Annotated in this window: 12 protein-coding genes; 5 read left to right on the forward strand and 7 right to left on the reverse strand. The window is 65.0% G+C overall.

The window, feature by feature from the left end; genetic code table 11:
- Positions 1 to 715, reverse strand: a 715-nt coding sequence (locus IC66_RS0129430) for a lipopolysaccharide biosynthesis protein (protein WP_162131347.1), incomplete at its 3' end; no start/stop codon positions are given.
- Between the two features lie 300 nt (positions 716 to 1,015).
- Positions 1,016 to 1,855: a protein-disulfide reductase DsbD domain-containing protein gene (locus IC66_RS0129435; RefSeq protein WP_038950067.1), complete on the reverse strand. Its 840-nt coding sequence runs from the start codon at positions 1,853 to 1,855 to the stop codon at positions 1,016 to 1,018.
- A gap of 142 nt (positions 1,856 to 1,997) precedes the next feature.
- Here IC66_RS0129435 and IC66_RS0129440 point away from each other — a divergent pair, with 142 nt between their 5' ends.
- Positions 1,998 to 2,642, forward strand: coding sequence for a YqgE/AlgH family protein (locus IC66_RS0129440; RefSeq protein WP_028142053.1), 645 nt, complete (start codon positions 1,998 to 2,000; stop codon positions 2,640 to 2,642).
- Positions 2,643 to 2,889: 247 nt separating this feature from the next.
- Here the strand turns inward: IC66_RS0129440 and IC66_RS0129445 are convergent, their stop codons facing one another.
- Both IC66_RS0129445 and IC66_RS0129450 read right to left on the reverse strand, forming a co-directional pair.
- Positions 2,890 to 3,777 (reverse strand): TauD/TfdA dioxygenase family protein, encoded by an 888-nt coding sequence (locus tag IC66_RS0129445; protein ID WP_028142052.1) that lies wholly within the window; start codon positions 3,775 to 3,777, stop codon positions 2,890 to 2,892.
- A 97-nt stretch (positions 3,778 to 3,874) separates the two neighbouring features.
- Positions 3,875 to 4,654, reverse strand: coding sequence for an SDR family NAD(P)-dependent oxidoreductase (locus IC66_RS0129450; protein ID WP_028142051.1), 780 nt, complete (start codon positions 4,652 to 4,654; stop codon positions 3,875 to 3,877).
- A 97-nt stretch (positions 4,655 to 4,751) separates the two neighbouring features.
- Here IC66_RS0129450 and IC66_RS0129455 point away from each other — a divergent pair, with 97 nt between their 5' ends.
- Both IC66_RS0129455 and IC66_RS0129460 read left to right on the forward strand, forming a co-directional pair.
- A complete protein-coding gene (locus IC66_RS0129455) occupies positions 4,752 to 5,489 on the forward strand; it encodes an SDR family NAD(P)-dependent oxidoreductase (RefSeq protein ID WP_038950068.1) in 738 nt (245 codons plus the stop codon).
- Positions 5,490 to 5,685: 196 nt separating this feature from the next.
- On the forward strand, positions 5,686 to 6,054 hold the full coding sequence (locus IC66_RS0129460; RefSeq protein ID WP_028142049.1) for a CsbD family protein: 369 nt from the start codon (positions 5,686 to 5,688) through the stop codon (positions 6,052 to 6,054).
- 221 nt (positions 6,055 to 6,275) lie between these two features.
- On the opposite strand, the gene IC66_RS0129465 is transcribed toward IC66_RS0129460, so the two are convergent.
- Positions 6,276 to 7,988 carry an SGNH/GDSL hydrolase family protein gene (locus IC66_RS0129465; protein WP_038950069.1) on the reverse strand — a complete coding sequence of 571 codons (1,713 nt, stop codon included), beginning with the start codon at positions 7,986 to 7,988 and terminating at the stop codon, positions 6,276 to 6,278.
- Between the two features lie 171 nt (positions 7,989 to 8,159).
- Positions 8,160 to 9,545, reverse strand: coding sequence for a lytic murein transglycosylase (locus tag IC66_RS0129470; RefSeq protein ID WP_174719467.1), 1,386 nt, complete (start codon positions 9,543 to 9,545; stop codon positions 8,160 to 8,162).
- A 215-nt stretch (positions 9,546 to 9,760) separates the two neighbouring features.
- On the opposite strand from IC66_RS0129470, the gene galU reads away from it, so the two are divergent.
- Complete coding sequence (gene galU, locus IC66_RS0129475; RefSeq protein WP_028142046.1) at positions 9,761 to 10,636, forward strand: UTP--glucose-1-phosphate uridylyltransferase GalU; 876 nt, start codon at positions 9,761 to 9,763, stop codon at positions 10,634 to 10,636.
- A 177-nt stretch (positions 10,637 to 10,813) separates the two neighbouring features.
- On the opposite strand, the gene IC66_RS0129480 is transcribed toward galU, so the two are convergent.
- Positions 10,814 to 12,310, reverse strand: a complete 1,497-nt coding sequence (locus IC66_RS0129480; RefSeq protein WP_028142045.1) for a sensor domain-containing diguanylate cyclase — start codon at positions 12,308 to 12,310, stop codon at positions 10,814 to 10,816.
- Positions 12,311 to 12,481: 171 nt separating this feature from the next.
- Between IC66_RS0129480 and IC66_RS0129485 the strand changes: the two genes are divergently transcribed.
- Positions 12,482 to 12,745, forward strand: a complete 264-nt coding sequence (locus tag IC66_RS0129485) for a DUF7662 domain-containing protein (protein ID WP_026202061.1) — start codon at positions 12,482 to 12,484, stop codon at positions 12,743 to 12,745.
- Positions 12,746 to 12,885: the final 140 nt, after the last annotated feature.

The raw sequence follows: 12,885 nt of genomic DNA on the forward strand, positions 1-12,885 counted from the left end.
GCGCGATATGGCCGGCGAGCTTGCGGTTCAGCACCACCATCTGCCCGGTCATCGCGATCCACACTGCGCCGGCGCTCGCAATCATCGCGGCGACGGCGCCGAGATGGTAGCCGAGCAGGAAGGCGATGGCCGTGATGCCGATGATCAGCCCCTGGCGGATGATGAATTGCGGCATCAGGCCGAGTTGCATCCAGTCATGCGAGCGCGCGATGCCGTCCTGGGTGTTGGCGACGACGAAGGCGGGCAGCGTCATGCAGCCGATATAGAGTGGCAGCTCCTCGGCCGGGTCGATCCAGGGCGACAGCAGCCTGACGATGCCGGCAAGAGCGAGCGAGACCAGCGTGGACACCGCGAAGGTCAGCCAGCGGCTGCCGGAGAGAAAGCCGCGCAGCAGCGCCTGCTCGCCGCTGGTGCGATACTCCGGAATGATTTTCTGCGCCGAGGCCGAGATGCCGAAATCCATCATGCTGCCGAGCAGCAGCACCCAGGTCCAGACATACACGTAGATGCCGTAGTCGGAGGTGCCCATCCAGCGCGCGAGCAGGACCTGCGAAAAATAGGCAAGGCCCGCGCTGATGACCCGGATGATGAAGATGGTGCCGGCCAGCCGCCGCGTCAGCGATGCCTCGCTCGGGCCGCCCGTCAGCCTGGCCCGCAGCCGCGCGATCAGCCCGGCCGGTCCGGTCGTTGCAGGTTCTGCATCCATCACGGCCAATTAAAGTCCCCAGGCTACCGCATGACGCAGGCTTGCTGCGGTGGCCCTGGGGCTTAGCAACCATTCGTTAAGATTCGGTTGGGTGGCGTTCCATACTCGGTGTCGTCCCGGACGAGCGAAGCGAAGATCCGGGACCCATAACCCCGAGAAGAAGTTGTGGGCGAGCTGGTCACTCCGAGTCTTCGCCAAACCACGCCTGTGGCCATGGGTCCCGGATCGGCGCGCGCTGAGGCGCGCTTGTCCGGGACGACAGCTGAAAGTGGGGCGCGAGCCGTGCAACTTCCTCGCGCTAACCGGTACTCACTCCAAATTCGTATTGAACTCGTACGCCTTGTCCGGCCCGACCAGCGTGAATTTCAACGCCGCGCCCTCCGGCTTGGCGCCAGGCGGCAGGCCGTCGAGCTCGAACGAAAATCGCTTCACCCCTGGCGGGCTCTGCTCGACCGGAGCCGGAATCGGCAGCGCCCAGTCGGGCGTCGGACCTTCCACGAACAGATTGACGTCGCGCGCATCCGGCGTGACCACGTCGACCGTCACCTTGGTGGCGCCGTCGCGCTTGACGTCGCGGATGGTGAGTGGATTGGGATCGCCGATATTGGCGGGCTTCGGCACGGTGTCGAGGGCCGCACGTAGATTGGCATCCTCGGTCGAGGCCACGCTGTTGAAGCCGAGCTCGGCGCTGGCCTCGACCGGAATGCAGAGTTTTTCGCACACCGCGTAATTGATCTCTGCGCGCAGGGTCACGGGCTTGTCGGCCGCCTTGGCGACGATGCGCAGGGGCAGCACGATCTGGTTGTGATAGCCGATCGAATGGCCGCCGGCGCCGTCGTTGAATTTCAGCGGCGCAGGCCACATCACCGTCACCGCCTCGACATTGTCCGACTTGGAAAAATCGAACCGCGGCGGGACACCGGAATCGCCGGGGGAGCGCCAATAGGTCTTCCACCCCTGCTGGAGCTGGATGGCGATACCGCCGAGCAGGACGGCGCCGCTGCGCGATCCCGCCAATAGCCGCACCGCGGAATGTCCGTCGCGCTGCCACGGCGAGGCGTCATCGGCCCGGGCTACGATGGCCAGCGACGACGCAAACAGGGTTGTCGCGACGCCAATCGCCGCACGTAGGGGAACTCTTGTGAGCATGGCACGTCTTTACAGGGTCGCCCTGAGGCAAACCATTGAATTGCTTGTGATGGATGCACTTGAATCAAGTCTCTGCAAGCCTTGATTTGACAGCGGCCCGGCCCGACATCAGGATAGGAATTGAAACCGGAGTGCTTAACCGATGGCTCCCACAGGCAAGAGGACGGGCGAAAGCACCCGCAGCGCGGGACCCGTGCTCCCTAATTCGGCCGGTTATCTCGACGGCCGGCTCTTGATCGCGATGCCGGTGATGGGCGATTCCCGCTTCGAACGCTCGGTGATCTATCTCTGCGCCCATTCGGCGGAGGGAGCGATGGGCATCATCGTGAACCACCCGGCTGGCAGCATCGACTTCCCCGAACTCTTGCAGCAGCTCGGCATCATCAAGAAGGGCGAGCACATCAAGCTGCCGGAGAACGCCGAAAGCATGAAGGTGCTGCGCGGCGGCCCGGTCGACACGGGGCGCGGCTTCGTGCTGCATTCCAGCGACTTCTATATCGAAAACGCGACGTTGCGGATCGACGACGGCGTCTGCCTCACGGCGACCGTCGACATCCTGCGCGCGATCGCCAACGGCTCCGGCCCCAAGCACGCCATCCTCGCGCTCGGCTATGCCGGCTGGGCGCCGGGCCAGCTCGAGACCGAGATCCAGAGCAACGGCTGGCTGCATTGCGATGCGGATGCGGATCTGATCTTCGGAGACGACGTCGACGACAAGTACGGACGCGCCCTGCGCAAGATCGGCATCGACCCCGGCATGCTCTCGAACGAGGCCGGGCACGCGTAGCTGGCTAGTAGCTGTTGCAACAACCTCCCGTGTCGTCCCGGACAAGCGGAGCTTCTGGCAACGCGTAGCGTTGTCCAGAGCGAAGCGCAGATCCGGGACCCATAACCCCAGGCCGGAATTAGAGCGTGGGAACTTAACTCCGAGTCTTCGTCAAACCACTGCCTGTGGTTATGGGTCCCGGATCTGCGCTTCGCTTTGCTACGCTTGTCCGGGACGACGGCCGAATTTGTGGCTACTCCAATGCCACTCACTCCGCCGCCTGCTGCTGCACCGTCGGCTCCGTCCCCGCCACCGTCGCGCGGCGCATGTCGCGAGGTTGCGACTGGTCGTAGCGGCGAACGCGGTGCATGGTCTGGCGGTTGTCCCACATCACGAGGTCGTGCAGCTTCCATTTGTGGACGTAGACGTACTCTCCTTGCGTTGCGTGCTCGTTGAGATCGCGCAGCAACAGGCGGCCCTCGGGCACGCTCATGCCGACGATCTTGCCGGCATGCGATGACAGATACAGCGACTTGCGGCGATGCACGGGATGCGTCCGCACCAGCCTTTGCAGCACCGGCTTGAACATCTCCTTCTCATCCTCGGTGTATTCGGTGAAGCCGAGCGATCCCCGCGAATACATCAGCGAGTGCTCGCAGATGAGATCGTCGATCTCCGCCTTGGTGTCGTCGTCGAGCGCGTCATAGGCGGCGCGCATGTCGGCGAATTCGGTGTTGCCGCCCTTCGGGTTCACGACCCGCGCCGACAGCAGCGAGAATTTTGCAGGGATGGGCCGGAACGAGCTGTCGGAGTGCCACAGGCAATTGCCGAGGTTGAACAGATTGGCGCGGCTGTCTTTCGGCAGCGGCTTGCCGTCCTTGCCGAGGTTGGAGACGTCGTTCAGGCCCGAGTTGAGGCGGTGTTCGCTGGCCTTGGTAATGTTGCCGCCACGCGCATCCTCACGCTGACCAAAGTTCAGCGCAAAGGCCATCTGCTGCTCGTCGGTGATGTCCTGGTCGTGGAAAACCAGCACCGCGTATTTGTCCATGGCGGCCTCGACCTCGCGCGCCTCGACCTCGGTCAGAGGCTTTCGCAAATCGAGGCCGGAAACCTCGCCGACAAAATGCTTCTGAAGCTGCCGGATGGCGATCGTCATGGCGTTTTCTCCCGCATGTGCGAGCGGTTGGCCCCGCTCTGTCGGCGAAAAAGCTACTCTCGCACTCGCCGTTGTCAACGCTCGGCGCGCATGGCTCTCACGCGTTGCGCGCCATCAGACCGCCGTCGACCGGGATCACCGCGCCGGTGAGGAAGGACGCCGCCGGCAGGCACAGGCTCAGCGTCATATGCGCGACCTCCTCGGGATCGCCGTAGCGGCCGAGTGCGGTGCGGCGCTTGGCGTAGATCGTCTTGTGCTCCTCCGAGATGCGGTCGGTGATTGCGGTGCGGATCGGACCCGGGCAGATGCAGTTGACGGTGATGCCCTCGCGGCCGAGCTCGACGGCAAGCGAGCGCGTGAGGCTCGCCACGCCGCCCTTCGCCGCCGAATAGGGGCTATGCAATGCGGTGGCGCCGAGGGCCTCGGTCGAGGCGATGTTGACGATGCGCGGGCTCTTCGATTTGCGCAGGTAAGGCAGTGCCGCGCGGATGATGCGCGGATGCGCCGTCAGCATCACGGCGATGCCCTTTGCCCAGGCGTCCTCATAGGCCTCGTCGTCGATCGCGACGCGCACGGAGATGCCGGCATTGTTGACGACGATATCGAGCCCGCCGAAATGTGCCGCGACATCATTCACCACGCGCTTGATCTCGGTGCCATCGGCGACGTCGAGCTTCCAGGCTTTTGCCGAACCGCCGCTCGCGGCGATCTCCTTCGCGACGGCGAGCGCGCCTTGCTCATCATAGTCGGTGACGGCAACGTTCGCGCCCTCCGCGGCGAACACGTAGGCGGTGGCGCGCCCCATGCCGCTGGCTGCGCCGGTGACGAGAACGGTCAGGCCCTTTACGGACCGGCTGAGCCGTTTGAACTCGGACATGCTGTTTCCTCGCGCCCTGCTTGTTCTTGTTATGATTGACAAGGCTGGCATCGATCCGCAGACAGGTCAAACAAGCAAGACAAGAGGGGAGGCCGCGATGGCGAACGAGCTCGATTTCTCAGGCAGGCAGGTGCTGGTGGTCGGCGGTTCCAGCGGGATCGGCAACGGCATCGCGCAAGCGTTTCGCACGAGGGGCGCGCATGTCGCGGTTTGCGGCACGCGTGCGCAGCCAAAGGATTATTCGATCGAGGAAGGTTCTGATCTCACGGGTCTGTCTTACGCGCAGCTCGACGTCAGCAACCCCAGTGCGATCGAGGCATTCAAGCCGTCCTTCGAACGGCTCGACGTGCTCGTGCTGGCGCAGGGCGCCGTGCTCTATCGCCGCGGCGAATTCGAGATGATCGGCTTTCGCAAGGTGGTCGAGGTCAATTTGATGAGCCTGATGGCCTGCGCCACGCGATTTCATTCCATGCTGCGGGATGCGAAGGGGTCGCTGATCATGGTGTCCTCGACCGCGGCCTATCATTCCACCATGGGCAATCCCGCCTATAACGCCTCGAAGACCGGTGCAGTCGGATTGACGCGGACGTTGGGCGAGGCCTGGGCCGAGGATGGCATCCGTGTCAACGGCATCGCGCCGGGACTCGTCGACACCAAGATGACGAAGGTGACGACCGACAATCCCAAGCGGCTCGAAGGCGCACTATCACGCATTCCGCTGCGGCGCCTGGGAACGCCGGCCGACATGGCGGGTGCGGCCCTGTTCCTGGCCTCGCCGCTATCGTCCTACATCGTCGGACAGACGCTGGTCGTCGATGGCGGGCTGATCCTGTAGATGGGGTGAGCGCAGCGATACCCGGGAACGGTGTAAGCAAAGTCCCGGATGTCGCGGAGCCTGTCATCGGGACGGCGCTTCGCGCCGATCCGTTGGCTTATCCGGGCTGCGCACTACGCCTTCTACACTTTCGTCATGATTTGGAACTGCGCCGCGCCTGATCGGTTACTTCGGCTGACCACCGAGGAGGATCATCATGGACACGGATCGGATTGTTGGATCGGCCAAGGAATATGCCGGACGCGCGGAAGGCGCGGTCGGAGACATGGCAGGCGATGCGAAGACGCAGGCATCGGGCAAGGCGCGGGAAGCCGCGGGCACGGTGCAGAATCTCTACGGCCAGGCCAAGGATGCCGTACGCGAGGCCGGCGAGACTGCGGCAGACTACGCCAAGGACGCCTACGACAACAGCGGCGAGACTCTTCGCGATGGTACGCAGGCATTGTCGAAGAAGGTGCAGGACAATCCGCTCGGCGCGCTGCTGGTCGCCGGCGGCATCGGTTTCGCGCTCGCGCTTCTGATGTCGCGACCTGCACGCCGTCCGCCGACGCGCTGGCGCTATTAGGATTTGTGACCAAGTCCCGTAACTAACGCCCGAACTCTCGTGCCCCGGACGCAATGCGGCCTAGGCGATGCGTAGCATCGTCCGGCAAAGCCGCATTGCTGAGCCGGGGCTCGTTCTTTTGTAAGCGCCGCTCAAGCTGGGTCCCGGCTCTGAGCAGCAGCATTACACGCTGCTGCCCGTCCGGGACACGCGAGCAACTCCGGGAAGAGCAACTCCGGGAACTACCGGAACATCTCCGCCGAGCGCCCGACGCTGCCGGGCGGACGCGGAATCCCTGGATTGGCGTTCGGATTTGGGTTGCGCGGCGCAGGCGCCAGTTGACGCGGTGCTGGCGCCGGCTGCGGAGAGCCGAAGCCGAAGAAATCGCGGAACGACGGCTGGGCCTGTGCCGGCTGCTGCACCACCGGCGGCTTCTTCGGCGCGAGCTTTGGCGGCGCGATCGCCGCGGCTGCGCCCGGCGATGCGGAAGGCGCGCCGCCGTCGGGCGTTGTCGCGGCCATCGGCGTATCGCCCTTGGCCTGCTCGCGGCCGACTTCGCGGCGCGGCCAGGCATAATCGTCGGCCCGGCCGGCTGGAGCGGCCAGCGGCTCGCCCTTCACCATCGTCTTCGCAGCCAGCGCATCGACGGCGGCGGGACGCGAGCCCGGGCCGCCCAGCAATTGATCGGTCGAGATCGAGGCCGCAACCAGCGGCACGATCGGCCCCGCCAGCGGCCGCGGTGCGGGTTTGCCGGGCTCGGCGCTGGTGTCGGGCGTCGCCGGCTCGCTCGGCAGCGCGATCGGGCCGGAGCGTCCTGCCAGCAGGCGCGTGATCTCGCGCTCGACGTAATGCGCGAGCTTGCGCGCGCCCGGCTTTGTGAAGAAGACGCCGTCAGAGCTGCGGAGCTGACGGATCTGGCCTTCGAAGTCCGGACCCTTCTGAAGGAAGCGACCGGCCTCGTCGACAAACCCGTCCCAGACGTCGACATAGGTAATGCCGGCCTTGGCCGCGCCTTCGCGATAGAGCGAATCCAGGAACAGCATGTCCGCCGTGCCCTTCTGCCCGCGGATGGCGGGAAGGCCGACCCACAGCACCGGCACGCCCTTCGTCTTGAGGACGTTAGCGAGCTCCTCGATCTTCTTGCCGTAGAGCTCGACCCAGCGGTCGTCGCGGAATTCGTAGAGGCCGTTCGGATTGCGGGCCGTCTTTTCGGGCGCGGCCGCCGGCGCATCGGCATTGTCGGCGTCGTCCTGCGGCAGATCAGCATCGGCAGGCTTGTCGTCGGGCTTGGCGGCGGTGTCGTTGCCGGGCTTGGCGTCCCCCGGCTTCGCTGGCTGTTTGGCGCGCGCGCCCTTGTCGTTCTTCTTGTCCTTGTCTGCGGCGGCCTTGTCCGTCTTGTCGGCGACGGGCTCGCGGATCGCGCTGCGGTCGTTGAGGCCCAGCATGACGACGATCACGTCGGGCTTTTCGGTCTCGAGGATGCCCCTTGCGGCAGTCGTCCAATCCGCGGGCTCGCCGCGCGGCTGGTACTTGATCAGGCCTGACGTGGTCTTGTGCTTGCGGATCACGCCCATGTCGGGCTGCTCGGTGTAGGCGTCTTCCAGGCCATAGGCGAGCCAGTCGGCCATGGCGTCGCCGATCACCAGCACGTTCTTCTCAGGGATGGTGTCGCGCTTGGCTGGCGCCGGCGCGCGCGAAAAATCCTGGCGTGGCGCCTGCGGCTGTTGCTGCTGGAACGGCGCGAAGAAGTCGCCGCCGAACCAGCCGCCGCCACCGCCACCGCCCCGTTGTGGTGGCGGAGCCGAACGCTGCGGCGGGCCGCCGAAGCCGGGGAAGTTGAAGAACTGCGCCGAGGCAGGCCCTGCGACCGAGACCAGAATCGCAAGCGCCGTCCCCAGCGCGATCAACGGGCCGGTCTCGGTCAGCGCCTTGAACAGGGACTTCGGCTTCGACATGCGATCTCGGGCCAACGCAATGGGGATCGGAGGTAGCTCAATATAATAACGGAATCAGGCGCCAAACGGGCAAATTCCGTTGCAGATTCTTGAACCCATACACCGGGGAACAGCCGCCTACGTCAAGGCTGCCTGCCAAAATCCCCGTTCAGGGTTACTTTCGGCGCGATTTTACCGTCCGCGCAGCCGTTCCAGTGCGTCCGAGGAGGCAAAACCGTCCGCGGGCACTCCGATCGAGGCCTGGAAATTGCGCAGGGCTTCCCGGGTCTGGCCGCCGAACTGGCCGTCCGGGGTGCCCTTGTAGAAGCCGCGCTGGGCCAGCAGCTGCTGCAGCTCCAGCCGCTCGGTGCGCGACAGCTCGCGCTCCTGCCGCGGCCAGGGCTGCACGAAGGGCTGCCCTCCGCGCAGGCGGTCGGCGAAATGGCCGATCGCCAGCGCATAGGCCTCGGCCGGGTTGTATTTCATGATGACGCGGTAATTCTGCAGCATCAGGAAGCCGGGCCCCTGCGCGCCGGCGGGGGCCAGCAGATAGGCTTTCTCCGCCGGATGCGGGAACGGCTGGCCCGTCGCCCGCTTCAGCCCGAGCTTCTCCCATTGCGCGATCGTCATCGCCTTGGCGCGGTCGGCCAGCATGTAGTTGAACCCCTGGGGCACCACGACCTCAAAGCCCCAGGTCTGACTGGCCTGCCAGCCGTCCTTCTTCAGGTTGTTGGCGGTCGATGCGATCAGGTCGGTCGGATTGTCGACGACGTCGCGCCGCCCGTCGCCATCGCCGTCGACAGCAAAGCGCTTGAACGCGGTCGGCATGAACTGGGTCGGGCCGAACGCGCCGGCCCAGGAGCCGCGCATCTGCTCCGGCCTGAGGTCGCCGCGGTTGAGGATCTCCAGCGCGGAGAGGAACTCGTCCTTGAAATAGGCCTGGCGGCGGCCGATGCAGGCGAGCGTCGCGGTCGATTGCAGCACGCTGCGATCGCCCATCTGCGTCGAGTAATTGGACTCGATGCCCCAGATCGAGGCGATGATGAAGCGGTCGACGCCAGTGGCCTTTTCGGTGGCGTCGAACTGCGCCTTGTACTTGGCGAGGATCTCGCGGCCCTTGGCGAGGCGGTTGTCGTTCACGAGGATGTCGAGATAGTCCCAGATCGATTTTGTGAACTCCGGCTGCGAGTCCATCAGGTCCATGATGCGCAGATCGGGTGAGAGCCCGGCCGTGAAGCGCTGGAAGTTTTCCTGGGTGATGTTGCGCCGTGCGGCATCGGGCCACATCGCGGCAACGCAATTGCTGAAATTGCCGGCGGCCTCGCGGATCGCCGCGGCCGTCATCAGCGGATGGCCGGAAGCCCCGTCCTCACCGCTCCAGGGGAGAGCGCCGCCGGGACCGGGCGCAGGTTGCGAGGGCGCAGCGTTGGGGCCCGAGAAGATGCCGCCGAACAGATTGGACAGGCCGTTCTGCGCCTGGGCGTGCGCGCTGACGGGCAGCAGCAGAGCGGCCGCGATCATCGCCGCGCCGGTCACGGATCCTGCCCGTCTTGCCTGCCCTGCCACCAATTGCATCATGTCCCACCCATCGGCCTTCCAAAAATCTGCCATCAGGAGGCCCGGTTACCGTTGCCAATAGCTTAACAAACGTGAAATTTTGGTGGCGGCCTTTTTCTTAACTCTGCGCGGGTGAGGCCCCACATCCGCCTTTGTTGGCGGCTGCAAACAGGCTAGCAAGATGCCATTGCTCCGTTCCGCCGTTCCCATGTGCCCCCAGGTATTCGATCAATCACATGAAAATTCGCAAAGCCGTATTCCCCGTCGCCGGCCTCGGCACCCGTGTCCTGCCCGCCACCAAGGCGATGCCGAAGGAAATGCTGACCATCGTCGACAAGCCGCTGATCCAGTACGTCTATGACGAGGCGAGGGAGGCCGGCATCGAGCACTTCATCTTCGTCACCGGCCGCAACAAGAATGTCATCGAAGATCACTTCGACCGGATGTTCGAGCTCGATGCGACGCTCAGCCAGCGCGGCAAGAAGGCCGAGCAGGAGATTTTGGCGCAGAACCAGCCTGAAGCCGGCGCCGTCAGCTTCACCCGCCAGCAGGCGCCGCTCGGCCTCGGTCACGCGGTCTGGTGCGCGCGCGACATCGTCGGCAACGAGCCGTTCGCCGTCGTGCTGCCCGACGAGCTCGTGCTCAACTCGCCCGGCTGCCTCAAGCAAATGATCGAGACGGCGTCGACGCTCGGCGAGAAATCCAACCTGGTCGCGGTCGAGGCGGTGCCCGACCATCTCACCCATCAATACGGCATCTGCGGCGTCGGCAAGCGCAACGGCAAGATGTTCGAGGTCGACGGCATGGTCGAGAAGCCGGCCAAGGGCACCGCGCCCTCCAATCTCTCGATCACCGGCCGCTACATCCTGCAGCCTGAGATCTTCAAGATCCTCGAGACACAGGAGCGCGGCGCCGGCGGCGAGATCCAGCTCACCGACGCCATGATCGGCCTTGCCAAGTCGCAGAAGTTCTACGGCGTCGAGTTCGAGGGCGAGCGCCATGATTGCGGCTCCAAGCCCGGCTTCCTCCGCGCCAACATCGCCTACGGCCTGAAGCGCCCGGAGCTGCGGGACGGGCTGATCGCGGAGATGAAGAAGTATCTGGGGCAGTAGTCGCTACACTCTCGGTGTCGTCCCGGCGAAGGCCGGGACCCATACCGCGTGATTCATCGATTGCAGTCGGTAGCAGTACCGAACTGCGAGTCTTCGCCAAACTCTTCCCTGTGGCTTGGGTCCCGGCCTTCGCCGGGACGACACCGGGGATGTGGCGCGCGGCTCCGCTTACAACACTCACGCCACCAGCGACAGCTTCGGCAGGCTCGCAACCACGGACTGATTGCGTCCGCCCGCCTTCGCCGCATAGAGCGCCTTGTCGGCGGCGGCGACCAGGATCGCCCAGTCCATGCCGGCGGTGGGAACGAGGCTGGCGACGCCGCAGGAGACCGTCAACATCACCTCGTCGTCAGACCAGCCCTGCACCTTGAGGCGGATCGTCTCGGCGACCTTGAAGGCGTCGGTCGCAGAGGTGTTGGGGAGCAGCACCGCGAATTCCTCGCCGCCATAGCGCGCGGCGCAGTCGCCGGCCCGGCTCACCGAATCGGAAATGCAGATGGCGATGCCGACCAGCACCTGGTCGCCGGCCTGATGGCCGAACGTGTCGTTGTAGGCCTTGAAGTGATCGGCATCGATCATCAACAGCGCGACCGGCGCCTTCTGCCGCATTGCGCGCCGCCATTCGACGTCGATGACGGTATCGAACTTGCGGCGGTTCTTCAGGCCGGTGAGCGCGTCGGTCGTCGCCATCTCCTCGAGCTTGCGCTCGGCCTCGGCGCGGCGGCCGATCTCGCGCGCGAGCACCAGCGTCGATCCCAGCACGAACAGCGCGAGCGCCAGCACCACGGCGCCGATGCGATACGCCTCCTTCTGCCAGAGCGCGAAAACCGCGGTCAGCGGCTTGCCCGCCACCACGAACAGCGGCCCGTTGTCGGCGCTGCGGACATAGAGCCGCGGCGTCGGATCGACCGGGCCCTTTCCCGAATAGGCGGTGCCGACCGGGAGATTGTCGGCCTTCCACGTCCGGCGGTCGTTCAAATTGGTGCCGATGATGTCGAGATCGAACGGCCGCCGCATCATGATGGTGCGGTCACGCCTGAGCACGGTGATGGTGTCTTCAGGATCGAGATTCAGCCGCTCGAACAATTCGTGGAAATAGCTGAAGCGGATCGAGCCGGCGACGACGCCGAGGAAGCCGCCGTCGGTATCGCTGATGCGACGGCTCAGCACGATCGCGTAGGCGCCGCGGAACAGCATCGGGCGGCTGATGAACAGCCCGACGTCCGGATTGTCGCGGTGAACCCTGAAATACTCCTCCTCGCTCCGGTTCTCGGGGAGGGGATCGAGCGTGGAAGCGTCGATGGCCAGCCTGCCCTCGGCGTCGAACACCTGGATGGCGCCGAAATGCCTCGCCGTCGTCGCATGATCGAACAGGATCAGGTGACGGATCGGCTTCGACACGGTCGCGAGCTCGGGCAGCAGCATGTTGCTGGCGACCGCCTTCAGCGCCAGGTCGTAGATCTCGACGTTGCGGCTGACGTCGGACTGGATGGTGGTCGCGAGGTTCTCCAGCGTCTGGCGGGCAAGCGCCTCCTCGCCCCGGCGCATGTCGAGCATGACGTTGACGCAAATGGCGGAAAAGCCGATCACCGTCACCACGGACGAGATGATCAGCAGCTTCGCCGAAATCCGCCACGGCCGGCGGGCCATGACTTCGCGCCATCCAGACAGCATCGCTTGCTCCCGATCCCCATAGTGGATGCGCCCGAAATCTTGAGTAGTGTTTAAGGTGGAACAGCGCTGCCGTAGTGAGTTAAGAATCGGTTTACGCCGCTCACGGTTTTGGGCAGCCCGGATGTGAGCGGGCTCATTTGAGCAGGTTGGGGTTCGGACGAGAGGACAATTGTGAACGACTACGACGCGTTGCGCGACTATCTGCTGCGGCAGAAGCAGGCCGAATTCGTCCTGAGCTTCGAACAGATCGAAGAGATCATCGGCGCGGCCCTGCCGCGCGCGGCCAATCGGGCCTCATGGTGGGACAGCCTGCGCAGCCCCGACATCCAGATGCCGCAACGCGAAGCCTGCCTTGCTGCCGGGTTCAAGGCAGTGCGGATGCCGGACGGCCAGAGCGTGCGGTTCACGAAGATGAAGAAGGACGGGCGGCGGTAGCGGCGGAGCACCCGATCAGGTGGGTGAAGGTCTCTCCATGTCCAACAGTATCGTAGGGTGGGCAAAGCGAAGCGTGCCCACGACTTCTGTCGCAGTGCTGGACGAATGGTGGGCACGGCGCAAGTGCGCCTTTGCCCACC

It is taken from the genome of Bradyrhizobium genomosp. III (genome assembly GCF_000261705.1).
Classification (GTDB): Bacteria; Pseudomonadota; Alphaproteobacteria; order Rhizobiales; family Xanthobacteraceae; genus Bradyrhizobium; species Bradyrhizobium ottawaense.